The organism is Bradyrhizobium elkanii USDA 76 (assembly GCF_023278185.1).
Lineage (GTDB): Bacteria > Pseudomonadota > Alphaproteobacteria > Rhizobiales > Xanthobacteraceae > Bradyrhizobium > Bradyrhizobium elkanii.
Genome location: NZ_CP066356.1, coordinates 1279973 through 1305574, shown reverse-complemented (window position 1 = coordinate 1305574; position 25602 = coordinate 1279973). Strand labels below are relative to the sequence as shown.

General features: G+C 59.0%; 15 protein-coding genes and 6 pseudogenes. 9 read left to right on the top strand and 12 right to left on the bottom strand.

The window, feature by feature from the left end:
• The first annotated feature begins 123 nt into the window (after window positions 1-123).
• From JEY66_RS06145 to JEY66_RS06125, 5 genes and pseudogenes are all read left to right on the top strand, one after another.
• Window positions 124-528, top strand: a complete 405-nt coding sequence (locus JEY66_RS06145; RefSeq protein WP_075969173.1) for a VOC family protein — start codon at window positions 124-126, stop codon at window positions 526-528.
• A gap of 439 nt (window positions 529-967) precedes the next feature.
• Window positions 968-2877: pseudogene (locus JEY66_RS45360) on the top strand (di-heme-cytochrome C peroxidase).
• Between the two features lie 441 nt (window positions 2878-3318).
• On the top strand, window positions 3319-3738 hold the full coding sequence (locus JEY66_RS06135) for a globin domain-containing protein (protein ID WP_016845800.1): 420 nt from the start codon (window positions 3319-3321) through the stop codon (window positions 3736-3738).
• 304 nt (window positions 3739-4042) lie between these two features.
• Window positions 4043-4378, top strand: coding sequence for a thioesterase II family protein (locus JEY66_RS06130; RefSeq protein WP_210291284.1), 336 nt, complete (start codon window positions 4043-4045; stop codon window positions 4376-4378).
• Between the two features lie 12 nt (window positions 4379-4390).
• Window positions 4391-4825 carry a 4'-phosphopantetheinyl transferase family protein gene (locus JEY66_RS06125; protein ID WP_026191840.1) on the top strand — a complete coding sequence of 145 codons (435 nt, stop codon included), beginning with the start codon at window positions 4391-4393 and terminating at the stop codon, window positions 4823-4825.
• A gap of 774 nt (window positions 4826-5599) precedes the next feature.
• Here the strand turns inward: JEY66_RS06125 and JEY66_RS06120 are convergent.
• Window positions 5600-6028 (bottom strand): annotated as a pseudogene (locus JEY66_RS06120) (ISL3 family transposase); the annotation flags it as partial.
• A gap of 882 nt (window positions 6029-6910) precedes the next feature.
• Here JEY66_RS06120 and JEY66_RS06115 point away from each other — a divergent pair.
• Window positions 6911-8176, top strand: a complete 1266-nt coding sequence (locus JEY66_RS06115) for an IS256 family transposase (protein ID WP_026191841.1) — start codon at window positions 6911-6913, stop codon at window positions 8174-8176.
• Window positions 8177-8284: 108 nt separating this feature from the next.
• Here JEY66_RS06115 and JEY66_RS06110 read toward each other — a convergent pair whose 3' ends face one another.
• Together JEY66_RS06110 and JEY66_RS06105 are read right to left on the bottom strand one after the other, a co-directional pair.
• A complete protein-coding gene (locus tag JEY66_RS06110; RefSeq protein ID WP_125459452.1) occupies window positions 8285-8560 on the bottom strand; it encodes a hypothetical protein in 276 nt (91 codons plus the stop codon).
• Between the two features lie 632 nt (window positions 8561-9192).
• Window positions 9193-9444, bottom strand: a complete 252-nt coding sequence (locus JEY66_RS06105; protein WP_210291285.1) for a hypothetical protein — start codon at window positions 9442-9444, stop codon at window positions 9193-9195.
• 169 nt (window positions 9445-9613) lie between these two features.
• On the opposite strand from JEY66_RS06105, the gene JEY66_RS06100 reads away from it, so the two are divergent.
• The 3 genes and pseudogenes from JEY66_RS06100 to JEY66_RS06080 all read left to right on the top strand — a co-directional run.
• The gene (locus JEY66_RS06100; RefSeq protein ID WP_244620935.1) at window positions 9614-10051 is read left to right on the top strand and encodes a tyrosine-type recombinase/integrase; all 438 of its coding nucleotides are present in this window, start codon (window positions 9614-9616) and stop codon (window positions 10049-10051) included.
• A 46-nt stretch (window positions 10052-10097) separates the two neighbouring features.
• Window positions 10098-11097: pseudogene (locus JEY66_RS45355) on the top strand (tyrosine-type recombinase/integrase).
• A 112-nt stretch (window positions 11098-11209) separates the two neighbouring features.
• Window positions 11210-11353, top strand: a pseudogene (locus JEY66_RS06080) (transposase domain-containing protein); the annotation flags it as partial.
• A 617-nt stretch (window positions 11354-11970) separates the two neighbouring features.
• On the opposite strand, the gene JEY66_RS06075 reads toward JEY66_RS06080, so the two are convergent.
• The 9 genes and pseudogenes from JEY66_RS06075 to JEY66_RS06030 form a co-directional block, all read right to left on the bottom strand.
• Complete coding sequence (locus JEY66_RS06075) at window positions 11971-13008, bottom strand: cache domain-containing protein (RefSeq protein WP_038387930.1); 1038 nt, start codon at window positions 13006-13008, stop codon at window positions 11971-11973.
• Window positions 13009-13066: 58 nt separating this feature from the next.
• Window positions 13067-15037, bottom strand: a complete 1971-nt coding sequence (locus JEY66_RS06070; RefSeq protein ID WP_018268869.1) for a glycosyltransferase — start codon at window positions 15035-15037, stop codon at window positions 13067-13069.
• Window positions 15038-15356: 319 nt separating this feature from the next.
• Window positions 15357-16250, bottom strand: a complete 894-nt coding sequence (locus tag JEY66_RS06065) for an HlyD family secretion protein (RefSeq protein ID WP_026191845.1) — start codon at window positions 16248-16250, stop codon at window positions 15357-15359.
• Window positions 16251-17386: 1136 nt separating this feature from the next.
• The gene (locus JEY66_RS06060) at window positions 17387-18979 is read right to left on the bottom strand and encodes a putative bifunctional diguanylate cyclase/phosphodiesterase (protein ID WP_016841552.1); all 1593 of its coding nucleotides are present in this window, start codon (window positions 18977-18979) and stop codon (window positions 17387-17389) included.
• Window positions 18980-19635: 656 nt separating this feature from the next.
• Window positions 19636-21039, bottom strand: coding sequence for a GGDEF domain-containing protein (locus JEY66_RS45040; RefSeq protein ID WP_018268870.1), 1404 nt, complete (start codon window positions 21037-21039; stop codon window positions 19636-19638).
• A 294-nt stretch (window positions 21040-21333) separates the two neighbouring features.
• Window positions 21334-21657 carry a hypothetical protein gene (locus tag JEY66_RS06050; protein ID WP_018268871.1) on the bottom strand — a complete coding sequence of 108 codons (324 nt, stop codon included), beginning with the start codon at window positions 21655-21657 and terminating at the stop codon, window positions 21334-21336.
• 696 nt (window positions 21658-22353) lie between these two features.
• Window positions 22354-22665, bottom strand: coding sequence for a helix-turn-helix domain-containing protein (locus JEY66_RS06040; protein ID WP_038374098.1), 312 nt, complete (start codon window positions 22663-22665; stop codon window positions 22354-22356).
• A gap of 21 nt (window positions 22666-22686) precedes the next feature.
• A pseudogene (locus tag JEY66_RS06035) lies at window positions 22687-24046 on the bottom strand (IS701 family transposase); the annotation flags it as partial.
• Window positions 24047-24420: 374 nt separating this feature from the next.
• Window positions 24421-25594: pseudogene (locus tag JEY66_RS06030) on the bottom strand (IS91 family transposase).
• Window positions 25595-25602: the final 8 nt, after the last annotated feature.

Genomic DNA, 25602 nt, shown 5'->3' with positions numbered 1-25602 from the left:
CGCTCCAATTCGTTGAACTTGACGGCACCCTCGGCCCCTACCAGGACGAGGAGGCGACAGCATGCTTTGCGTGTAGCACAAATTCTTGCAATCTGCGAGCTGCCACAGCACAGGGAGCAAATAATGGCACTGAAAGATGTTATTGGCGAATATGCTTTTGTATCCAAAGTAGATGTATCAGACTTGGATGCCAGCGTGGCGTTCTATGGAAAGAAGCTCGGCTTAATTCCAGACGAAAAGTACCACACGTCGACATGGCGGCAATTCCGTGTGCTTCCACGTGTTGCCATCGGACTGAATGTGCACCCTACCGGAGTCGGAACAGGCGGTGCCGTGGCAACGCTTGTCGTCGATGACATCGAGCAGGCAAGTAACCGATTGCAGAAGCAGGGCGTGGAGGTCAGTAAAATAGATGATGTGGGAGACGGCGTTCGGCTTGCCTTCTTCAAGGATCCCGACGGCAACTCCCTCGGTCTTCGTCAAAACTCTCCGCAGCATCCCAAGGCAGCTGCCGTAGGCGGCGCGTAGTCCACCAGCCACCGGCTTGCGCCTCATGCGAGCCGGTGGCTGCTGACCCGCTGGCGGGTTGCCCCTTCGGAAAGTTGGGTGAACCCGGCCCGCCGCCGGCTCACTTACCCTTTGCGCTTCGGCACTTCACAGAGGGCCGCCGAGATAACTTGCTGTTGAATGGTTGCGCTGCCAGCCACTGCCGGCACGACACAGTGTCCGCCTCCACAAGCGACGAATGTGACTCCACCATTCGGTGGGAGACGCACGTCGCCCGGCAAAGTGATCGCCAATACCTACCCAGACCTCCAAAGGGACCGCCAGTCTCTACAGACAAATTGGCATCCGTCTGATTCGCCACGGCATGCGGTTCTTCGACTAGTGGGCTCACCGCTACACCGCTAGCCGGTGCCTTCTTCTAAGATTTGGTAGGTTGCACTTAGTTGGACAGCGGCCTCTAATGATCGATGATCAAGCGACCTGCAAGCCGAAAGGCGAGCCGAAGTTTGCCGGAAATGGCGCGGAATTTCGGCGCACGCCTCTTCTTGCAATTTTGACGATGGAAGCGGTAGGCCACACGATGCTCCGGACTCTCTTTATAATTGCCTTGACGTTTGTCGTCACGACAAGATCAAGTGCTCAAGGGACCGACGCCAATCCCATATATGTTGACCAAGGTATGGATTGGACCGCGGCAGCAAGAGCGGACTTCTACTCGCGCGATCAGGGCTCGCGTTTGATTGCGTTGTCTTGGATGCAGGCCCTGAAGCAAAAGAATGGACAGCCATTCCTCGCGGATGGTTTGTCACGGTACGGTTATCTACCGAATCCTGCAAACACGGCCAACCTTCCCGTCGGTTTTCACGCTTCTGGCCCTCAAGACTTCCAGGTCGTTGGAATGACCTGCTCGGCATGTCACACGCGCCAGATCGAAGTTGACGGCAAGGTGTATCGGGTGGATGGCGGTCCGGGGCTTGTAGACTTCTACGCACTGCTTGGCGATCTGGACAAGGCAGTCGGCGATGTGATTGCCAGCGACAGCTCGTTCGCTCCCTTTGCTGCAGCTGTCCTGCGGTCCACAACGCCGGATGCGGCCGATGTTGCGGACCTTCGTCGACAGGTAGATGGGTGGTACTTGCGGTTTCACACGCTCATGGTACGCGCGCTGCCCAAGAGCGGCTGGGGAGTTGGCCGTCTCGATGCTGTAGGAATGATCTTCAACCGCATATCCGGCCTGGACATCGGTCCGCCACCCGACTTCATGATCCCGGAAAATATGAAAAACGCGGACGCTCCCGTGAGATACCCATTCCTTTGGAATTCGCCGCGGCAAGACAAGACGCAATGGCCTGGATTCGCAAAAAATGGAAATGACATCTTGGGGCTGGCTCGGAACGTTGGCGAGGTTCTGGGGGTATTCGCTACGTTCGAGCCGAAGCGTCAGGGCGCGATTATCAATTTCCTCGACAATAATTCAACCAATTTCGACGGCTTGAGCGAGCTTGAAAACTTGGTGAGCGGATCGGCCCTCCGAAATGGCCCTGGAAGATTGACGCTGCTTTGGCCACCCGGGGCAAAGTAATTTTCGAAAGGGATTCCGCTGAAGGGGGATGTAGCGGGTGTCACGGGATTGAAGACGGAGAGCAACGCGTTCCATTCATCAAAACGTGGAGAACTCCGGTCCAGAACGTTGGTACCGATACACGAGAATACGATGTCCTCACCTGGAAGGCGAAAACGGGCGTGCTGAAAGGAGCGTTCATTCCGTTCGCGACCGCCCCGCTCAAGGAGAACGATGAGATTTTTAACATTCTTGCGACCTCGGTCATCGGTTCGATAGCGGAACACCTGTTGGCCGGCGGCGCCCCTTCAACCAATGCCCGGGTGGCAGCGGCGCCAGAGCCGGGATCGTCGGACACACCGGAGTCTCTGGGTCTGGTGCGACTACCACCAACGCTGCAGGATTTGCTAACGGCTTTTGATACTGCCAGCACCTCGGAAGCAATCAAAACTAAGCGGCAGGGAGCAGAACGAGCGTTTCGCAGCCGGCTCCCTCCATGGGGCTCCTACGAGGCTCGAGTTCTGCAGGGCATTTGGGCCGCCGCACCATATCTTCATAACGGCTCGGTTCCTACGCTGGCGGAATTGCTCAAGCCATCAGGGCAGCGCTTATCGCAATTTAGCGTTGGACGGAAATACGACATTGAAAACGTTGGTCTTGCTGCCACCCAGGAGCCCCTGAGCGAAACTCTATCCCTCACGGATTGCAGTAATATCAACTCCGGGAATAGCCGATGCGGCCACGAGTATGGGACCAGTTTAAGCGACCCAGAAAAAAGGGCGTTGCTTGAATACCTCAAGACACTGTGACCCGCTCCGGCGCTCCCTCTTTGAGCGGCTTCCTACATGCTGTCGGTCACAGCATGCTTGTTTGAGCAACATGCTTGTTTGAGCAAACGGCATCGGTTTACCGAGCTCTCGCACAGACATCTGATCCAGCGCAACCGCTCCAGGAAGCACAAGTGACGGCTTACAAATTCTCGCCCATCTTACATATGCGTCGCTTCTGCATAAGAATAGAGATTACGCATGCTCCCAATTTCGATACGACATCGCATAGAATGCGTTCGCTGTGGTTCTGGATTAGTCACCCTCGAGTGGCATGAACGCGTGAATGCGAATGAAGTTCAGAATCATTGGCATTGCTGGAACTGCAAACACCAGTTTGTCTCCATCATCACTTCTGACGAGAGGGTGCCTTTAGTCGATGAGATCACAAAACCATTCTTTACGAGCCTGCTCGTCTGATCAATGACGCCCGAGCAGGTCGACCTTATAAGGACATCATTTGACGCGATGTGGCCGATTCGTCGCGACCTCGCTGACCTGTGCTACAACAGGTTCGTCGAACTAGCTCCTGATGCAAGGAGCTTGTTCGGCGGCGATGCTGAGAAGCAGCGAATGAAGATGCTGGATATGATCATCGCTCTGGTCGCTTCGCTCGACGAAAGACCGATGTTCCAATCGCTGATCACGCTTTCCGGTCACAAGCACGCCAGACTTGGCGTTCAGCCATCGCACTTTGTCGCAATGGGCGAGGCGCTGATGTGGAGCTTTGAGCGCAAATTCGGCGCTTTTTTCACCCCCGAGTTGAGGGATTCCTGGCGAGCACTTTACGCCACCGCCCAGAACGAGATGCTGCGCGCGGCTGGCCGACCGAGTTCATTCTGACAGCGGCGGACAGGGGCCAGTTTGTGAAAGATTACGTCGGACACAAATAAGACGTGCGCGACGGTACCATACTCAACGCCACATTTAGTCTTACTGCGTCACAAGGGTGGTCTGTGGATTGGACGAACTCAACAGCGGTCGGGCGAGCCGCCGTCGCATCGTCGCGATCGACTTTGGAATGTGACGTTGGATCCAGTGGCAAATCCGCGGGGTCTGCAATCTGTGGGAACGCGAGTGAACGGAATCGGCCGGGCGCGCCGAGGGAGTGCGACGCGGCTGACCGACCCCGACTTCATCGCCCGGATTGGTCATTACGACACTACGACGGATACCCGAGGCGGTGATCAATGACCCGGAGATGATGAGCGCGTTGATCAAGCCGATGCGGGCGGACGTCGAGATCTTGGAGACCTATCGTCCCGAAGCTCCCGTGCGCCTTGCCTGCCCGACGACGCTGCTGGGCGGCGAGGACGATCCCGTCGTGCGCCCGGACCTTCTCGAGCGATGGGCAAGCCACGTGCACGCATTCGTGCCCGTGCTGCTTCCCGGCGGCCACTTCTACTTTCGCAAGTCTTTGCCGGTGTTAATCGACCTCGTGGTGTCGACGCTCAGGCCGGTGCTGCGCGCGATGCCTCGCTAACGATAGCACGCGATGTGGCCCACCGCCCGACCTACCGATGTCGCGCCTGCGCTCGGGCGCGGCGACGTGCACCTGTGGCTGGTCGAGCTGGATGGTGCCTGCGACACCGGCCGGCTGCTGCCGGTGCTTTCCGATGCGGAGCGCATGGTCGCGGCCGGCCACCGGGCGGATGAACGCCGCCGGCGCTACATCGTCGCGCATGCCGCCTTGCGGCAGGTGCTGCAGGCCTGCGTCCACATCAGCGCCGCCGATCTGGTCTTCGCCACCAGCCGCTTCGGCAAGCCGCGCGCCGTCCTACCGCGCGTTGCCGCCGATCCACTTCAGCCTGTCGCATGGCGGACGCCGATGCCTGATAGGCATCGCGCGCGGTGGGGACGTAGGAGTCGACATCGAGCCGATCGATCGCCGAGGCGACATCAGTTCCATGGCGATCGCGGTGCTCAGTGAATCGGAACACGCGCGTTGGGGGGCGCTGTCGCCTGCGCGCAACGCTCATCGCTGTTGCGAACGTGCTGAAGGCCTCCGGCATCGGCCTGTCCATCAGCCCTCGCCGTTGCGAGATCGAGTGGCCGCACACCCAAGTCCCTCGAACGGCCAGGCGATGCCGGAATGGACCCTCGAAGAGTTGGAACCCGATTCCACCTTTGTGGGTGCATGGGCCGCGCAGGCGCCATTGCCTGCGCGGCACTCCATGCGGTTTTCAACCAGGCATTGGAAGAAAGCGCATAACAGTCGCTGGGACCACCAAGGCGATTGGTCCGGCAAGGCGACGACAAGGACTTGAGCAGCAGCATCGAAGCCTCTGACGTTCGATGCGATAACCTGCCGGCAGGCAACGTCCAGGTGGGCTCGGCGTGGTCAGCCGTTCGCAAAGGTACGCATCCTTTGTCCACGCAGCGGCCAAGAAGGAGACGTTTCCGTCGGCCTGAAACTACCGCCAACGACATTTGGGTTTCGCTGCCATGCGCTGACCACAAACTGTAAATTGAGCAGGCCTCTCGTTCCGGGCGAGTATGGCATCGATTTTCATTTGGCTCATGGAAGAGGAACACTTTCCACAGAAAGACGGTTCTCTTGGTCAGATTTAAGGTTTGCCAGACCACCCTTGCCGTTCTTACGACGACAACGGGTCCTCGTGTAGCCCTCTTTAGAGGCAGGGCTCCATAAAGTGTCATCCGGCTTGCAATATTGGCTCTTACGCAGGTTTGGTGCAGCGTCGACTAGGCGGCGCCAAAGTTCAGTCCCGTTTCGACAGCCGGTCGCACACTGATCATCGAGCCATGGCAAATTCAAGTCCAACGAACTTTGCCGGGTCCGAAAGACATCGTTGCGGTCGCCGCGGACTACCTGCCGTACGAGCTTCCTGCTATGGCCGGTCTGGCGTACCAGCTACTCGATAGGTATGCCATTCTTCGACAGAGTCAGGATGGCTGCATTAGTCTCCTCGCGGCGCAGATAGCCCTCATACTGGAGGCGCTCGGCGGCTGTGAGCAGCTTGGGATCGATCGTCGTCGCGCCGATGACGGCGCGCATCTGACGCATCGATTTTCGGACGGCATCAAGGAAGGCTCGGCCGGCGTTCTCCATTAGATGCCAACGATCCGCGACCCGTACCGCATACGGCAAGGCCTTTGCTGCGGCTTCGCCATAGGCGACGAACGCGCGAAAGGATCGCCGGCCGCGCCTCTACGCTGATCCGCTTCTTGTTCATCACTCTCGATCGCCTCCTCTTGAGGTTGTGAGCCGAGCGCAATTCTCGGCTCGTGTGGAAGAGGTTCATCGAGAAACTGCTCAATCACCTCTTGGGCAGTTTCGCCCCAACGTCGCGAGAATCTACCAGCGCCACACGTTATCTGGAAGAGATGTACTCCCGTTGCAGCGTGGGAGCTGTAGGTTGGCAGGTTTCAGCGACAGTGCTGGGACATGGCAGTGAAAAAGCGTGGTGGCGAAGTGGGTCACAGAAACTCACCTAGCGCCTTGTGCCCTGCCGCACACCTGATCCGACGCCTCCCACAGCGCCGTCATCGTGTCCTTGACCGTTCGCGCCATATCTACGCTTGCGCTCTTGCGGTGTCTCGACCTTGCCCGGCCCAACTGTCCCGCGTGGCCGAAGCGCACGTACCGTATGCTTGGGATGCCACCCCGTAACGGCGCACAGCTCGTCCAGGCTCCGTCCCTTCTCGAGCCGCCCGCTCGACCGATAGCGCTCGGCCAGCGCTGATGTGATCTCGCGCTTTGCGCGCACGCTGATCTTCCCTGCCATAAGGACCAGTGGGCTGAGTATCAAGTGATGGCAGTGCTATTCCCAGAGGAAGCCCGAGATCAATTCTTTGCCCTGAATGCAGCCGGGAAAATCACGCTTGACGAGATTTCATCCCGTCTTGTTCTTCCCAAGGATAAGATCGCATTCGTTATGACTACGGCGTGGCCTAAGCGAGCTATGCGGGAAAGTGGGTGATGACGGGTTGAGAGAGGCGGCGTATCGAGGCGGGTGTCGAGCCTGCCAGAACCTCTCGAGGAGAGCGATACGCCATGAACGAGACTACCAACATCCTGCCCTTTCGTCAGCCGTCTGCGGTTGACGATCCACTGACAGAAATTCTGCGGAACGGAGCCCGTGAGTTGCTCGCCCGGGCCGTCGAGATCGAACTGCAGGCATTTCTGGAGACGACGGCGGAGCTGAAGCTGCCGGATGGCCGTGCCAGGGTGGTGCGGCACGGCTTTGGCCCTGCGCGTAAGATTGCCACGGGGATCGGCGCGATCGAGGTCGCCCGGCCCAAGGTCAGAGACCGCGGTGCGGCCGGAGCTGATCGGATCCGCTTCACCTCGGCGATCCTGCCGCTGTGGGCGCGGCGGACGAAGAGCCTGGATGCCCTGCTGCCGATCCTCTATTTGCGCGGCATCTCGACCGGCGATTTCCAGGAAGCGCTTTCGGCGCTGCTCGGCAAGGATGCACCGAACCTGTCGCCATCGGTGATCTCGGGCCTGAAGGCGCAATGGCAGGGCGAGTACGAGCGCTGGCAGAACCGCGATCTGTCGGCCCGGCGCTATGTCTACGTCTGGGCCGACGGCGTCTTCCTGCAGGCCCGGATGGAGGACCACAGCGAATGCATGCTGGTTTTGATCGGCGCGACGCCCGAGGGCAAGAAGGAGTTGATCGGCTTCCAGGTCGGCGTGCGCGAGAGCGCCCAGAGCTGGCGCGAGCTTCTGATCGACATTCGTCGGCGCGGACTGCAGGTCGCGCCAGAACTGGCGGTCGGCGACGGCGCACTCGGCTTCTGGAAGGCGCTGGACGAAGTCTTCCCCGGCACGCGGCGGCAGCGCTGCTGGCAGCACAAGACCGTCAACGTGCTCAACAAGGTTCCGAGCTCCGTGCAGAGCGGCATGAAGAAGGCTTTGCAGGACATCTGCATGGCGCCGAGCCGAGCTGCCGCGGAGCTTGCACTCGAAGCCTTCGCCGAGAAATACGGTGCAAAATATGCGCGCGCAGTTGATTGCCTGGCCAAGGATCGCGACGATCTGCTGGCGTTCTATGACTTCCCTGCGGAGCATTGGATCCACTTGCGAACCACCAATCCAATCGAAAGCGTGTTCGCCACGGTGCGGCACCGGACGGTTCGGACCAAAGGATCGCTGTCGCCGCAGACCGCGAAGCTGATGGTGTTCAAGCTCATCGATGCTGCGTCCAAAACCTGGCGCCGATTGAAAGGAACAAATCAGTTGCCCAAGATCATCGCTGGTGTCAGATTCGCCGACGGCATCGAGGTCATTCCGACCCAGCAAAGCCACGCCGCCTGATCGGCTCCGTCACCCAGATTCAGGCATAGCTCGGCCTAAGCTGCTGGACCTACTCAAGAGCATTGACTAAATGCCGCCAGCAAAGAGGCTGATCCTGGCGGTTGCCCGCTAATTTGTGTCGCGCGGTCGGACAGGGCGCCAAGTGCGCGACATCAGCGGATCATTTCGATCATCGTGTATGGCCACAAGCTCGCCAGTCTTTAGGCCAAGGCCCTTCAAATGCGCTTCGCGGAGTTCGGAATTCACGATCGTTGCTTCACCGCCGCTGGCCGCCAATGAAGCTTTCACAGCTTCCGCCTGATTAGCCATTGCGACGGCATAGGTCACATATCGAACCTTGCCGTCTTTGACTACGCCGACCGAAATCATCCATCCTGCTGCCATCTCAGTTTCTGGCCTATGAAAAGAGCTTCTGTTTTCGAGGCGGCGGCCCAGTCGCCATAAGCTCCGCAATCGCGGCCAGTACAGCGCCGGTTTCGATCTTTCCCTCCGACCATCCCCTGAGCGCTGCTATAGCGTTCTTCAAAGCCTCTTCACGTGTCATGCCATGATCTCCACGGCTACGAAAAAGACGTGCGGGCGGGAACCACCCGCACGAAGTTTGCTACGCCAAGCTTGACTGTCTGGGGTTGCGTGAGGATAGAACAGCCAAACCGTAAGCCTCTCAGCAACTCGCGTGCCAGATGGTCACTATGCAATGCAGAGATAAGCGGTGAGTAATCGACACAGCACAGCGGGGCTAGGGGCCGAAACGACGAAAAAGCGTGCGGGCGGCTGCTGACGGCCACCGCCCGCACGCCGTCGCGCCGCGAACAGGCTTGGCCCTCACGAGGATCATTCATAAGCGAACCAAGCCGTACCTGGCTCAGCAACCCACGTGCCAGACGGTCACATTGCGCAGAGAAGCAGACGGGGCACTTTCATACCTTGTGCAGACTGACTGCTCGCGCGAGCGGCGGCTTCCGGATCCCAACGTCATGAACCGGACACGGCTGAATGAGATCAGACGTGCCGCATTAGTGACGACGAGGGCGCGAGATGATCGGGCCGATCGCGTCCTCGTGTACAATGACAAGCTCGCCGGGCTTCACGCCAAGTCTTAGTAACTGCTCCTCTTCGATCGGGCAGTTGAGCATTGCGGCCTTTGCGCCGCAGTCTGCTAAGGTCATCCTCATCGCTTCCGCCGGATCGGCGACGGCAACCACGTAAGTTATATGCCTGAAAGCTTCGTCGTCGTCGACTTCTTCCTTGAAGACAGCGACTGTCACTATCCAACCATCCATTTTGTTGCGCTCCCTGGCGTCAACTATGGCTGCCGAGCCCTGCAAATCCGGAGCCGCCAAACACCCGTGAGACGGGGCTGAACGCGAAGGTCGGCGGCGCCCGTAGCATTCCGGGAACTCTTTCTCCGCGCCGCTCGCTGGGCTATCCGAGGCGATGGGCCTGGAGCGTGATGACGTCGACCTCGACGCCGGCGTGCTGACGGACCGGCTGACCAAGTTCGGCAAGTCGCGGCTCGTGCCATTGCATCCGACGACGCGAACCGCGTTGCGCGACTACGCTCACCGGCCCGACGCGATGCTCGGATCACGCTGCGGCTCGACCTTCTTCGTTGCCGAACAGGGAGGCCGCTTGCTGCACCAGTACGTTCATCGCGTCTTCTGGCGATTGTCCCGAGAGGTCGGGCTGCGGCGCCCAGGTGATCGTACCGGGCCACGCGTGCACGACTTCCGTCATCGCCTCGCCATCCAGACGCTGTTCGACTGGTATCGCGAAGGCAAGGACGTCGAGCAGCAACTCCCAGTGCTCTCCACTTACCTCGGCCACGCCTGCGTGCGTGACCTACTGGTATCTCTCGGCCTGCCACCGAGTTGATGGAAGAAGCGGCGCGGCGTCTCGATCGGCGGTGGGAGGTGACGCCATGAAGCCTGCCTGCAATGTCGCCACGTTGATCGAGCGCTTCTTCACCGAGCGCCTCATGCGCCAGCGCAATGTTAGCGCCAACACGATCGCCTCCTACAGGGACACGTTCCGGCTGCTGTTCTTGTTCGCACAGGTGCAGCTGCGGAAGCCCCCATCGGCCTTGGCGCTCACCGATTTGGACGCAACGTTCATCGGCGCGTTCCTAACCGATCTCGAGGTAAAGCGCGGCGCCAGCGCGAAGACGCGTAACCTGCGTCTGACCGCCATCGTGGCGCTTGCTCGGTATGGCGAGCACGCGCTGGATCAGCGCACTGTGTGCCGGCTCGTCGAAGGACACGAACCTGAAGAAGGATCGGAACCTCGGGTCTGGCGCACACGTACGATGCGTCGGTAAAGGGCGGAAGGAGTCGACCGGATAAGCGACAGCTGCACTTCCTAACGCGCCCCGAGATCGAGGCGGTTCTCGCAGCGCCCGATCGAACGACGTGGCTTGGCCGCCGTGATCACACCTTGCTGCTGGTCGCGGCCCAGACGGGCTTACGCCTCTCCGAGCTGACTAGCCTTGACCGGGATGCTGTCCCACGTTGGGGAACAACGCTGTTGCTCCTTTCCACGGTTCCTTGAGCCATGCCTGGAGCGCACGCCGAGCGAGTGTGGTCAGCGGAGTGCGCATGGGGGGCCGGCTCAGTGCCGACAGCGTCCAGTCCCTGCTGGGAAAGGATGTTCGTGTCGCTCACAAGAGTTGCCCGTCTTTGAAGCCAAGAGCGTGTCACCGCACGTGCTGAGGCACAGCGCTGCGATGCTGCAAGCCGGCGTCGACTGCTCCGTGATCGCGCTGTGGCTCGGTCATGAATCGGTCGAGACGACGCAGACATACCTGCACGCCAACCTCGCCCTCAAGGAAGCTGCCCTGGCGAAGCTCAAGGCCGTACGAGCGCGGCAAGCGAACTCGCTTCCAGCCGAACGACCGCCTACTCGCCTTCCTCGAGACGCTCTGAACGATCAGACTACGCCGAATGGAATGGGGCTGCCTGCACTCGATCGACGGTGCCAGCGCGACAACGGCGTGCCATACTAAATCCGTTTGGCATAGTTCGGCGGGCGGGATAAACAGCCAAGATGAACGACGTTGATCCGCAAGCCTGGCTCGCTGACGTGCTGGCCAAGCTTCCAGATCACCCCGTCAGCAGAGTCGCAGACCTGCTCCCGTGGAATTGGAAGGAGACCCAACAGTCCAAAGCTGCTGCTGCCTGAGCGCCGCGGCAGACCGGTGCGCCTACCCAGGGTGCTGGCCGGATGCATACGACGGCCTCGCTGTTTGCTAACGGTTGATCCGCGATGCGCACTACAGTGATCTCGAGCACGAACCTGCGTGGTCTTCGTCCCTTTCTCGGGTTAAGCAGATTTGGTTTTGAGTAAACGGCCCCGGAAGAACCTGTCGTCCTTGCCATTGCTCGACAAGAGAATCAGATAGGAATACGTCATCGATTCGGAATGTGATCGAATACCGCGGCCATGCTGTTCTACCAGACGCGCCGTGCCTCACCATCCAGGACGTAGAGGGGGCGGTGTTGCTTATCGAGCGTGAAGCGCTACCGGGACGTACCGGCCCTCCGCCGGAACCGGCAGACCCGTTCTTCCCGCCGAATTGCCAGCGGATCTGATGCGGAATATCCCTCAGCATTTGTTCTGCGGCCCTGGAGACTTCTCTTGCATCTTCGCTCCCGGTGGCTGCGACGAACCAGATATCCTCCCTCGTCAACCTCAATTTGCCTCAGATGTTTCGGCGCTGACCAGACACGACACTTCCGCGCAACTTCATGCCCGGTGTGATCATCGTTCAGCTAGTCATCTCCAGTCGGTGCTTGGATTCAATTGCGACCAGAGTGGCCCATCAGCTTCGACTGGATACGAGCTAGCGCGTCACTGAGCCTCGCCGCTTCGTTAAAGCGTGTCTCCGAATATGGCGGGCGGGCGGATGGATCGTGCAAGAGGGCCTCCGCCGTATTCGAGAGCCGGCGGAGCGGCGTCCTCAGCCACTGCGCCGCACAAAAGAGTAGTGCTAGTGTGGCAATGGCACAAACACCGAAACTACTCCAAAATGATCGGATTAAATTACGGGTGGTCGCAAGCGCCTCGTCGGTACTCTGCCGAACCAGAAGAGACCAACCGAAGCTTGGAAGGTTTGCGAAGCCGACCGTCGGAACGATTACTGCGAAGTAGTCCCTGCCGTCAGGCCAGCGCTCGCGTAGAGACGCGGTCGTCACGCGACTAGCCGCAAGCGCGGAGCCGATGTTGAGCGGCTTGTTGATGAGATCGGGCGGGCCAAACAGGACGGTTCGATCACCCGAAAGCAGCAGCACGTCAATGCCGGGCACTTGTAACGAGTCCATGCCTTCTGCGACCCATTTCCAGTCAAGGTGCGCGCCGATGACCCCGGCAACGGAGCCGGCGTGGCGCAACGGTGCTGCCAGGTCGATAAAGCGATAGGGCTCACGAGATGCAGGCAACTGGGTGGCCAGCAGTTGAGCGGCATGCACGTCGATAGCCGCCGGCGAGACAAGGCCCCGCTTAAACCAGGGTCGCTGTGCAACGCTTACTCCTTCGAGCATGCCGTCTTTAGCCGCGAGAATGGTCCCTTCGAGATCCGCGACGCCGAGCCAAGTGTAGCGTCGATCAAGGCGGCTCAAGAAGTCGATGTGTTCTCGCGCACTCTTAAGATCTGCCGGGTCAATGAGCTCAGCGGACCGAGCTACATCCATCCAAACTCCATAGAGCCGGCGGGCCAACAGCGCGGAACTCATTTCGCCGCGAATCCTTAGCGCGTCGAATTGCAGCTGCTCTCCCCGTTGCTGTAGCAAGGCCGTGTAGATCGTTGCGGTCACCACGGCAGGCACCAATATGAGCAAGGCGCCTCCACAGAACACCAAGGAGAGTAAGCTCGGTCTTTTCGGCATCTCACGCTCCTCAACTCGTTAGAGCTCGCGCCAACTCGCGGATCATTTGCAAGATGTTCCCTCGATCGGCCCCTGGCATGGCCGATTCGGTATGAAGCTTCTTGATAATTTTCGCCCTTTGCTCAGGAGTTGGAGAGAACTTGATTCGATAGCCATCACGAGTAGTCGCAGCAACATGCGCGTCTACTCCGCCAATCCCGGGCAGGTCGAGCTTCCCTTCTGCTCCGGCGGAAAGCCCGGATGGACCGCTGATTCGAGCGCCCCCTCGGCCCAGATTGAGAAGCCATCCGCGGTGTTTCTCACCTTGGATCACCAACGTGATGGGCTCTGGGATCTGCCGCTGAGGTCGATCGTATCGCGGTCGTTCGATGCACACCACGACTGCCACGAACAGCACCAGTATGTTGTAAAGTGTCCAGAACATCACGATAGCCGTGCCGTCGCCCGCTGTTGGGGACGTATTGAAGACGAAATCGGAGTTCAACGGCACGATCAGGCCGCCGATCGTCAGTGCGAGCAGGAGTAGAAACGGTCGCATCAACGCCCATTGGACAACGACCTTGGCACGGTCGCCGCCTTTGGCCGTCACCGAGAATTTATGCGATCCGCTGGTCAGAAGCCCGAGAGCAGCTGCCCGGCTGATGGGCCAGGCCGCGATCAGTTGAGCCGTATCGTTGAGAAGCGGGACAAACAACCCTTTTGAAAGCCAGTTCAGGGACACCAGAACCATTAGGTAATAGGGTACATAATAACTGATAATTTCCACCAGCGACGCGTTCACGATGGTGATACCGAACCACCAGTACAACAGGGGGCAAATCAAGCTGGCAAGCCTGAAGGGAAAGGTGCTGAGCCAGTAGAGCAATGAATCGAGGATACCGATTCGATGCATCAGCCCAAGGCCTCGCATGCCAAAGGGGCTGTATGAGCCGCGAACGATCTGCATCAGGCCAAGGCACCACCGTCCACGCTGTGTAATATACTCTTTCAATCCTTCGGGAGCCAAACCTTCAGTCAATGGCTCGTTAAGGTACGCAGTTTGCCAGCCGTTCTCCGCAAGCTTAAGGGTGAGCAGGAAATCTTCGGTTACGCTTTGTGTTGGAATCCAGCCAATCTGCTCGACGGCCCGGACCCGCATTACGGATGATGTCCCACAGCAGATGGCAATCCCCCAAGCGTCCCGCGCTGGCTCGACGTTGTCAAAGAAATGACGTTGTTCATCCGGATATGCGGTGCTTATTCCCAGGTTATGTTGGATCGGATCAGGATTGAAGAAGTGCTGCGGGGTTTGCACGAGCGCGACGTCTGGCTCGTGAAACAACGCTAGTGTCCGCTCGATGAAGTCCGCATGGGGAACGAAATCTGCGTCAAGTACAGCGACAAAGACCGGGGGGGCTGGATCGCGGGCGCGCACGCGAAGTGCGTGGTTGATGTTCCCCGCTTTAGCGTGCTCCTTATCCGAGCGTGCGAGATATCCGATTTCGTACAGCTCGCAAAGTTGCCTCACCCAATTCCTGGCGCCGTCGTCGAGAATAAAAATCCGAAGCCGTGGATAGCGGATTTCGGTCGCGCCAATGATCGTGCGCTCGAGCACTTCCGACGGCTCGTTGTAAGTCGTGATGAAAACATCGACGCGCGGCGCTTCTCCAGGCAGCCACCATTCGGAGTACTGGTTTGCTTCTGCCGACCGCTCTTTCACCCGCGACAGTATGAAAAACGCGATGGTAGAGGAAAGCATCGTCAGAGCTTCGAGTATGGCGAATCCCCAACTGAACAGCGCGTCCGCAGTCCAGTCGAGCGGTGCCAGTGTTTCGGTGAAGCGCCAAGCCATATAACGCCAAGACAGTACGGTAGCCGTCCCCAGGAGAAGAGCGCGCCAATACCACTTCATCGGATTAAGCAACGGAAAGACGGTAAGGCGAAGCCCAACTATGAAGGCGGCGCCTGCGAAGGCAGCAACGAGTGGCGACAGCAGAAGCATCAGAGTCCGTACCGCGTCATAAAGCGACGGAATTGTGCGATTGGGCCGGCTGTGAAGATAACGCGTCCAGTACGTCCAATCGCGCAGCTGAGATCTGCCTCTCCTGCAAGGTCTGGAACAGTCACGGTGACATCAAAGCGCTGGAGATGTTGTGCACTTGGACCCACAGCAAGATTGGTGTAAAGCGAGGCCGCACCGGATCCGCCAAGGCGAGTTATGGTTCCATTGAAAACACGGTCATCGCGAAACAACCGAAATTGCACGGCCGTTCCCACCGAGAGACCGTCGTAGAGAGATTCGCTGACGCCCGCAGTGACGATCAGTGTACTGCAGTCGACGATCTTGATGAGATCCTGGCCGCGCCGCGCGTATGCGCGTATTGGCCATCGTCTATTAGTATGTCCCAGACTAGGCCAACGACGCTGGCATTAAGAGTAGCGAAGCTCAAGCTATTGACACGAAGACGCTCGGCATCGATTTGCCCGTCGAGCAGTACAATACGTGCCTTCACCTGCTCCTTGTCGACATTCAGCTCGGCCAGCCGCTGCTCGAGCTCGCGGATACGTTGGGCCGAGGAGGGAGCGTCGTTATAGGACTCCCCGATGAAGACGCCGTCGCGAGCGGACGTAAGTTCCGTCTCTAAATAATTCACTCGCTGCTGCGCACTCTCCAGTTCTTGCTGCGCGACGTCGTAAGTTGCGCGAGCGCGATCCAAATTCGCCACCGTCTGTACACCACGCGTGCTTAGCTCATTTGCCCGCTTGAATTCTGCGTCCGCTTGACGAAGGCGCGCGGCCGCAGCGTCTTGAGCTGCTTTCGTTTCGGCAATTCGAGCCTCAATCTGCCGAACCCTGCCGCGCTGGTAATCAGTTGATTGAACATCGAAGCGAGACCGGGATGCGGACAAGGCCTCTCGCTGGCCAACGAGACGGTTGAGCTCGATCTGCTGGTTCGTGCGATCGCGATCAAGCTCAAGAAGCCTCGCGGTATCGAAGCGTTGGTCGTTCAATTCTGCTATAAGCTCGCCGGGACTAATGCGCGCGCCGATGCTCTTTACGGCAAGCGTCACTTTTCCTTCGATCGGGGCCCGAACGATGTAGAGTCGAGCATTGAGTGTAGCATCCGCCGATGTTCCGGCGAAGTGCTCGCCGATAATAACGTACAATCCAACTGCCAACAGGGCCAAGCCGACGATTGCACGTACGAGCCTCATAAGAACACTCCAACTTCATTTATGATGGGAAGGTCGCGCAGCGTATTCCCCATCCGGGATAAGCAGATACTGAGCCTACGGTCGAATTGTTCTCCCCTAAGCGACCCTCCGCCCTGCTTTGGATTGCCAAGTCTGATGCCGCTCGGATGCGAGTGTTAGCGGCTCAGGCGTTCATTGATCAGACTAACAGGCTGGTAAAGAATAGCTTTGTGATCTCAGCGATAGGAGGATCCGTATCGTCAGAAGTGACAATGGTCATAAATTCGTGCCTGCAATTCCAGCAGCGCCAGAGATCTTGGACCTCCCGCGCACCAATGCGTTCATGCCACTCGCGGTGGACCAACGCAGAGCCACATTGAGGACAGTTTTTGTGACGTGCTATTGAGACCGACTCCATGTGGCAGCCCGTGTCGTTGTGCCAAACGGCATTGCCGAAGAAGCATTATTGTGGCCGCCGCTTCGTGGGCGGCTGCGGTGGACGGACTTCTCTGTTCAAACCCTGTGCCAACTGCGACAGCTTGATCAGTAAAGGATATTTTTCAAGGAAGTGTACCAGACCGACTGCATGTCAGAAATCGGACAATCTATGTTACGTTCTAACGCAAGGTCGCAAATCAGGCTAAGTCTCGTTTTGGAAGCCTTGGGTGAATCGTTCGGCGTTGAGTAATGCGGGCTGGGAGGTGTCGCTGATCATAAACGGCCTGATCAGAACGTCTCCACCAGACCGGACAACCGGATGCTCGTGGAAGTGCGCTTTGGATCGTGTGCGCTCGGCACTCCCTGGCGCAATCAGGAGTCGTTAGGAGACCAGAACGGTCAGCTCCGGCGTTTCAGTCGGAGAGGCATTAGGGGCGTTGGTGACGGATCTTTGAGACGATATCCGGACTTCTGATATCTGATCGCCGTTCGCGGATGCCCCTATGCGTTGACGTTGGAGCAGGTGCAAAACGGTGTGCACGACAGGCCGCTACCAGTGATCGAGTCAATGTGATTTCTTAAGAGCCCACGCCCTGTCTAAGTGAATGCGCCTTCCGTGAGCAACAATGCAATTGCCGGCAACGCGTCAAATGCAGTGCGGCAGATCTACACGGCTCATTCTAACGCCTCCCGAGCACGCTTGAACTCAGCGCGTCGACTCACGCATGTAGGTTTCTTGCTCCATCTTCAGTAACCGGTCCGCGGCGGGCTTGGCGATCAAGCAGCGCGGGGATACCGGCGGCTTGAACGGGACCACTGAACAAGTAGCCTTGTCCTTCTGTGCAACCATTGGCCACCAGATAGACGAGTTGGCCTTCGTCTTCGACTCCCTCGGCCGTGGTCGTCAAACCAAACCCTTTAGCAAGGCCGAGTATAGCACGAACGATCACCCGGCTGTCGGTGCTCTCGTCGAGATGCGACACGAAGCTGCGATCGATCTTGATCTTGTCAAGACGAAACGAAAGCAGCTGGCTAAGCGTAGCATAACCCGTTCCAAAATCATCGAGCGCGATGCGGACGCCGGCTCGACGAAGTTCGTCAATCACGGTCTTCGCAGCCCCGTTTCGTTCCACGAACGCGCTCTCGGTAATTTCAATCTCCAGGCGGCATGGACTAAAGCCGGTTTGCTCAAGGATTGATATAATGCGCCCTCCAAGCGCGGAATCCCGCAATTGAACAGGCGAAATGTTGAAGGCAAGCGAGAACGTCTTCGGCCACGCAGTGGCATCAAGACACGCGCGGCGAAAAACCTGATCTCCAAGAGCGTCGATGAGGCCAGTTTCTTCTGCAATTGGAATAAACACGTCGGGCGGGACATGCCCTAATGTCCTGTTTTCCCAACGCGCCAACGCCTCGAACCCGACGATGCGATTACTTTCGAGTGAAACCACCGGCTGGTAGTGGGGCTCGATAATATCCGCCGCGATAGCGCTCCGAAGCTCACGCTCAATATTGATGCGCCGCTCGACATGTATGTCCATGTCCGGTTCGAAAAAGCGAACACGCGACCTGCCGTCGCTCTGCGCGCGATAAAGCGCGCGTTCTGCGCGCCTGACCAATTCGTGGGGGTTGACGCCATCAAGCGGAGCGATGGCGATGCCAATGCCAAGACTAAGCTCGGCTGCGCCAGTCTCAATCGCGAAAGTATCGGCGGCGGACGCCACCATACGGCGCGCCAGGTTGGCGGGATCTTCGAGGGAGCTAATGCTGGGCAGGACGATCCCGAATTCGTCGCCTCCGATCCTCGCCAGGAGGCCATCCTTGCGCAAGATGTCGATAAGCCTTGTGGCAAGTTCGCAGAGTGCCTTGTCCACCGCTTCATGGCCGTGCGTATCCTTGATCCGCTTTAAGCCGTCGAGGCCGAGCATCAGAACAGCGACTTGATGCGTGTCGGTGGCGAGGCCAGCGCACAGATCAAGTTTCTCATCAAACAGGCGGCGGTTCGGCAAGCCAGTCAATGGATCGTGTCGCGCCAAATCGCGGACGTCCCCTTCTGCAATCGTTCGTGCGTCAATTCCGCGGGCGAGTTCTCGGTAGCGCCGAACACTAAAGATTGATAGTGCAATGCTCAGCAAGAACGCGACGAACACAATGAATATAATGTCGTCGAGTACCGAATCCACATAGCGCCGTCCCAGCTGCGCCAAACGGGGGCCAAGCCCATAGAGATGCGCTAAGAGTGAAGCGAGAACGACGCCGCCGAAAAGAGCAATGAAGTCTCTCGTGGCAGAACGGCTCCAATCGAAGTGCAATATTGGCAATCGTGGAGTTGAAATTCTCATCTCAGTCGAAATTTCGCAACGTAGAGTGATCCAGTGAGGTTGGTGCCCGCAGCGCGGTTGTTAACTGAGAACCAGATGTTGCGCCGATTGCCGAACTTCAGTTGCGGCTTCGGAAGCTGCAATGAGCCATCGGGTAGCGATAGTTGCCGGGCAGAAGTTGTGTTCGAGCGACCTGCAAGTTCGCACATCGTTAGCGCGGCCGAAGCAACGAGTTACATCTGCCACTTGAACACCCTGGAGCGCGAGCCGCTAGTTCACGTGGGATAGCAATCGGCGCTAGGTTCCTGTCAGTTGTGCTCCCTGATCCCGACATTCTGCCGAGTGCCTGGCCAGCGGATCGGTAATCGCGGCGCGCGCCAAGGGCCGGCCGCCTTGGCGAGGTGCGGCGGCTGCTGCCAGTTGAGCGCTCGACGGAACAATGGTTGTCAAGCGCTGTTGTAGCAAGCAACGACATGACAGCTCCCGGCAGCAACCTATTGTGGTGCGAATCTACCTGCAAATGTTGCAATGGATGGACCATGACCGAATAATTGTTAGTGGAGTTGCGGCTTTGACTCGGAGAATGATAGCGAGAACGGGCGTCGGGGCCCAGAGCACCAGAGACGAAGTGAGCGATGAAGGATAACCTAGGCGACAACCACGCGGTTGCGACCTTCAAATTTTGCACGATAGAGTCGCTGGTCGGCGACGTTCAAGAACCCGTCGAGCGTGTCTCCATCGCGCCCGAACTCCGACACTCCAACACTGATGGTGACGCCGACCGACGGTTCGGCTCCGACGTCGAATGCGGTGCGTTCGATGGCCGACCGAAGGCGCTCGGCGACCGCGCAAGCCGCGTCGAGCGTCGCCCCCGGCAGCAGTACCATGAATTCTTCACCGCCGACGCGCGCGACAGAGTCGTAAGGCCGGATTGCCTCCAGGCACTTTCGCACGAATACGCGCAGGACCTCATCGCCGACGCTGTGACCACGCGAGTCGTTGATATCCTTGAAATGGTCGAGATCGAGCGATAGCAGAGCCAATGGAGCACCGGTCCGTTTGGCACGCGCGATCTCTGCGCCGATATGCTCGATGAAGTGGCGCCGATTCCCGGCACCGGTTAGTGGGTCGGTGGCGGCGAGCCGCTCCAACCTTTGATTGCTCATTTGCACTTGCTGGAGTGCTTTTTGAGTGTCAGCCATCGATTTGGCCAGGCGGGCGGTCATTTCTTCCTGGCTATAGATGGTCGCGAACGATTGCGTTGTTCGGAAAGCTCGGACGACGCCATAACTGAGCAGAAAAAAGCCGCCAGCAAAGATCGCGTGAGCCAGCCACCACATATGATTCCACGGCGCGGCCAAAATGAATGCGAGCGACGATAACGCAAACCATGTGACAGAAACGCCGAAAACAAGCATCAGCGGTGAGTGAATCCGTCGCATGAGCAAGGCCGCGACGTTCAGCGCGCTGAATAGCAATGCGCCGCCCTCCATGGACAGGCGGACCACCGGATGCCCAGCATAGCGTGAATAGGCGACAAGTGCGACAGCTAGGTCCACCGTAAGGAACAGGCCAATCCACATGAGCCACGCGCGCGTGTCCGAGCGCTTCTCAAGCTCGTCTGACGGCTGGTTGTAGCTGAGTAGCCCTACGAAGAGCAAAATCGACATCGCCAGACGCGACGCCGGCCCATAGAGCAGAAACAGCCAAATATTGCGATGTGCCATCCCGGTGAAGGCGCCGTGCAGCGAATAGATCAGCACGAAGGCCAGAAAGCCAAGGGTCAACCACCGCAACAACGGCTCGCCTGAAGACCGATAGCAACGCCACGTCACATATGTGACGAACAGCCCCTCGAGGGTGGCGACGGCGATGGCGAATTCGTGGAACAGGTGGTCTTCAAACTTCAGCGCGGGATCCTGCTGGAAATAAAGGTAAGCGATGAACTGAGTGGGCAGCAGGGCGAAGCCGATAATGAGAAGGCTCGTATACGCCTGTGTGATCAGCCGCAGCGCGTTGGGCGGCTCGTGCAACATAAGATTGGTACTCATATGCTATACCGTCATTCCATGATGATCCCGCGCGGTCCTTTCATGAACTCGCGGGCCTTTCTTCAGAGCACCTGGGGTCCTGTTGGACAACCAAAGTGAAGGCATCATGGTTCGTCTCCGGCGAAGTCATCCAACACCCCGGCACGGGTGATCACCGCTGCACGGGCGCCGAAGTCACAAGAGTCGCCTTTCCGTCCATCGGCTGCACTCATCCGAGCAGGGCGGCGACGCCGCCAGGATCGGCTCCAGGAGCGGCCAAGTCCGCCACCGCGGGACCGTCGGTGCCGTGGCGGGTTATATGTTCGAGCCCACCACGTTCAGCCCACCCGCTCCGCTAAAGGTAAGGGTATCGTGCGTGTTCAGGACAGTATCCCAGCTGCTGCCCCGAGTCGTCACGATCTGCGACCCGTTCGAAAACGCGCCATCGGAAGATGAGGAAATCACGAGCCCGTTGAGGAAGGGATTCTGCGCACTGCCGTACTCAATCGTCTGCTTGCCACCCACCGGTAGCGCCGTTGCGACGATCTGTCCGGACTGGTTCGGCTCTGAGCCAACGCGCGTGATGAGCAACACCGTAAGTGTCAGGCCGCTTTGATTGATGAGTTTCTTGTATGCCATCTGTGACCTCCGTTACCTGCCGCGTGTCCCCGCGCAAAATGCGGGACAGAGGTTCCGCTATATACATAAGCTGGCTAAGCTAGGCCCCTGCCAGATCTTGTAGGCGGCCAATATTTGGAACCTGTCAGATAGTTTTCATCATGTAGAAAATGCGGTGCCGCTTCGGTGTAAGCACCTAACTGCCCACTGTTGCGGGATAGGCAACATCCCCGCTTGCTCGACACTGGCCAAACTGGTCGCTCTGGAATGCGGTATAGTAGTCGACACAGACACCATCGGCACGCCTTTGTCGTGGCGTCAAAGATGGCGCCATAGGACGAGAAGTAACCGCCGAAGATCGTGTCCCAGTAGGCGAGACATGCTGGATCCATTCGCCGGTATCAGGGATTCCGTATTGCCGCCCGCATCTCCATCTTCATAGCTTAGTAGCCCCCACTGGGCCGACAATCTCTTCAGCTTCACCACCACGCGGGATTCGTCGTTCCGCTTCCGCAGCGGCGAATTCGCCATGATCGGGTTCAAGGTCGACGAGGAGCCGCTGCTGCGTGCCTGTAGCCTCGCCAGCGTAGCTGGCTCACCAGTGATATCGAGGGTTGCCGGTTCAAGGCCGCGAGTTGATAGCCTACGCGGGCGTGCATCGGCTGGTGCGAAAGCCGGCGCCCGATCTGTTCGGGCTCCAAGCTTCTCGCCGAGGCCTCATTCGAAATTCTGTGGCGTCGGACCGTTGCGTTTGTTCTTTTGGACACGCGGCTTGCCGAGACGCGCTGACTTACGGCGTTTAGGCGAGGTCTTGCAAGACACCGCATGTTTGGACGGCCGAGCAAAGAATTCGGACAAATGAACGCCCAGCGTTTCGGCGATGCGATCGAGGAGATCAATTGTCGGATTTTTCGATTGCCGCTCAAGACTGGCCATGTAAGAGCGGTCAATCCCGGCTTGGTAAGCCAATCTCTCTTGGGAAATACCGCGTTTCGCCCGAATCCGACGCACATTCCAAGCCACTAGCACTACTTTGGCAGAATGTGTTTGCGCCACTGTTTTTCGGGGATTTGCTTTCGGCAATATGGGCACTGCTGAGGCGGCGGCCGAAGGATGAGATCAACGATGGCGTGACGTACGGCGGGCATGGTTGGCTGAGGCGGAGGCCCGTTGATTCTTTTTTTTCCGCCCCGCGTATGCGAGGCGGCGATGTTGCAGAAAGGCGTAGGCAATCATTGTCATCAGGGCGTGGCGATGAAGACCTTGCCATGATCGCCCTTCGAAGTGATCAAGTCCAAGCTCCTCCTTCAACTGCTGATGCGCCTGCTCACAAATCCACCGTGCCTTGATGGTGGCGGCCAGCGTGCGCAGATCCGTCGCCGCTGGAAGATTGGCGAGATAGTATTTCTTCTCCCCGGAGGCACGTTGCTCGCCAATGAGCCAAGCTTCGTCACCTGGTAGATGCTGCTGGCCTTTATCCCATATCCGCTGCGCAGGGCCGTCGGCGGTCCGGACACGGAGAGCAGCAAATCGGGCTTTGAGCCGACCTTTCGTCCCGCTACGCCAACTCACGGTTTTCCATTTGGCGCTGGCCAGCATTTGTTCTGCCGCAATCGATAAGATATCGGGCACGTAGTGCTTTCGTGGTTTGCCACGGACTTTGGTGATCGGCCAAATGAGCTTCACATCGACCGGATACACTTTCTGGTGACGAGGGATACCGACCGCCCAGGCCAACCCGCGCTCTGTTAGCCCTTGTCGAAACGGTGCGCTGAGGCCGTATCCTGCATCCGCCGGCACACATCCAAAGCGCAGGTTGGCTGCCATCGCGCGGTCAATCTCGGCCAAAGCAATCTCCGGCTTGGACCGTGGCGTTCGGTGTTCGACTGGCACGCGAGCGCGCTTCAAACGAGACAAGTCGCTCGTCCAACTGTCAGGCAGAAAGAGACGTAACGCGACCATCACTGGCACTTCGCCGCGCGCAAGCGTTAAAGACACCAGCGTCTGGCAATTTGCCGTTTTACCGAGAGCCGACGCGTATTGAGCCGCAACACCGACCGAGCGCTCACCCTTCTTCGGCAGTGAGGTGTCATCGATAACCAACACCGCATCCCTGCCGCCGACAAGTCGGTCTGCCTGGTTGAGCAGCTCTGTCTCCAGCGGCGTCGCGTCCCAGACACCGTCCGCAATGAAATGGTGCAACTGGTCGTAGTTGCTCGTGGCAAGGCGTTCCGCCATCGGCTGAACGCTCTTGCGATCGCCAGGACCGATCAATCCCGCAACATACAGGACACATCCGCTGTCGGGTCTTATGACCCAGCCGGTCCAAGAACGGCATTAGCCAGCGTTCGAGTTCGTCTTCCCATCCCGCCATGGTCAGCCCTCCAAGAGCCGACCACCCATGAATCATTGAAAAATCGATTCGGGAATCTTGAGGGTTCTGTGAGGTCGCGTAGCAGGCGCGAGCCGCGTACGCGGTGGCGCGTGCGACCTCATAGAAGCCGGATTGAACGAAGCCGCGGAGTTGTGGGCGCTATGGGGATAGTGCAGCCGGAGCAACTGCGGAGAAGGCGCGCCTGTGGCGGCCGTGCGTCGGCGAGTGATTGATCGGACGTGAGCGGCGCCATTGCTCGGTCCGAGAGCACGATGCCGCGAGCGATTTGCTGTGCTGGGATGCGCGGCCGCATGACTGACGGGGTGAGTGGTGACGAGCGCGGCCACGGCGACATCGGACGTTGCCACCGCGAAGGTGATCACGGAAGGGGTGGATGATGCAGGCGCTGGTCATGACGTGTCACAACGAAACGGATGGTCGCGCGCGCAGGCTTGCGGGACGACGTCGATGCGCCGCATGGTGCCGCCGCAATGCGGGCGGACCGGGATCTCGCATTTGACGAGGGGATCGCCGCCGGCTTCTTGATCAGCCGGAGCGTTGCGGACGTCAAGGAGTTGACGGCAGAGGACGATTTTATCGTTGCGTCCGCCATTGGCGAGAAAGCCATAGTGGCGGATGCGGTGAAAGCCGTCCGGCAGGGTGTGCAGGAGAAAGCGACGCATGAACTCATCGGCATCAAGCGTCATCACTTTGGCCTTGCGATTCTGCCGATAGTCCTTCCAGGAAAAGCTCACCTTCCCATCGGCGAGTGAGATCAGCCGGCTGTTGGCGATGGCGACGCGATGCGTATAGCGGCCGAGATAAGCCAGCACCTGTTCGGGCCCACCGAATGGCGGCTTGGCGTAGACGACCCAGTCGGTCCGACGGAGCTGATCGAGCCGCTGGGTAAACGCGGCGGGATCGGCGAGACGGGCGAGATCACCAAAAAAGCCCAACTGGCCAGCCACGAAGGCAGCTTGCAGCTCTTGCAGAAACAGGCGGCGGAACAGTTGAGAGAGGACGCGCACCGGCAGGAAGAAGCCGGGCCGGCAAGCGACCCAGCGGATGCCGTCGGGCGAAGGTCCACCACCAGGCACGACACAGTGGAGATGCGGATGGTGTTGCAGGGTCTGGCCCCAGGTATGGAGGACGGCGGTCACGCCGAGCTGGGCGCCGAGGTGCTTGGGGTCGGCCGCGATGGTGGTGAGCGTCTCGGTAGCGCAGCGGAACAGGATGGCATAGATGACGGCCTTGTTCTGGAAGGCGATCTCCGCGGCGGAGGCCGGCATGGTGAAGACGACGTGGAAATACGGCACGGGAAGGAGCTCGGCTTGCCGCTCGGCAAGCCATTGCGCGCGCGCCGCGCCCTGGCACTTCGGACAGTGCCGATTGCGACAGGAGTTGTAGGCGATCCGTGTGGCGCCGCAGTCGTCGCACTGCTCGACGTGGCCGCCGAGCACTGCCGCATGCCGTGATCGCGCCCATGACGCGCCGCTCGACGCGGCCCAAATGCTCGGCACGGGCTTGCCGAAACGCTTCGCCGTAGCGGCGGAAGATATCCGCCACCTCCAGAATCGGAGCCATCAGGTCCG

Excerpts from the sequence above, each read along its gene's own strand:
- JEY66_RS06145 (WP_075969173.1), top strand. The coding sequence starts at position 124 with ATGGCACTGAAAGATGTTATTGGCGAATATGCTTTTGTATCCAAAGTA.
- JEY66_RS06135 (WP_016845800.1), top strand. The coding sequence starts at position 3,319 with ATGACGCCCGAGCAGGTCGACCTTATAAGGACATCATTTGACGCGATG.
- JEY66_RS06125 (WP_026191840.1), top strand. The coding sequence starts at position 4,391 with ATGTGGCCCACCGCCCGACCTACCGATGTCGCGCCTGCGCTCGGGCGC.
- JEY66_RS06115 (WP_026191841.1), top strand. The coding sequence starts at position 6,911 with ATGAACGAGACTACCAACATCCTGCCCTTTCGTCAGCCGTCTGCGGTT.
- JEY66_RS06110 (WP_125459452.1), bottom strand. The coding sequence starts at position 8,560 with ATGGCAGCAGGATGGATGATTTCGGTCGGCGTAGTCAAAGACGGCAAG.
- JEY66_RS06100 (WP_244620935.1), top strand. The coding sequence starts at position 9,614 with ATGGGCCTGGAGCGTGATGACGTCGACCTCGACGCCGGCGTGCTGACG.
- JEY66_RS06070 (WP_018268869.1), bottom strand. The coding sequence starts at position 15,037 with ATGCTTCTGCTGTCGCCACTCGTTGCTGCCTTCGCAGGCGCCGCCTTC.
- JEY66_RS06065 (WP_026191845.1), bottom strand. The coding sequence starts at position 16,250 with ATGAGGCTCGTACGTGCAATCGTCGGCTTGGCCCTGTTGGCAGTTGGA.
- JEY66_RS45040 (WP_018268870.1), bottom strand. The coding sequence starts at position 21,039 with ATGAGTACCAATCTTATGTTGCACGAGCCGCCCAACGCGCTGCGGCTG.
- JEY66_RS06050 (WP_018268871.1), bottom strand. The coding sequence starts at position 21,657 with ATGGCATACAAGAAACTCATCAATCAAAGCGGCCTGACACTTACGGTG.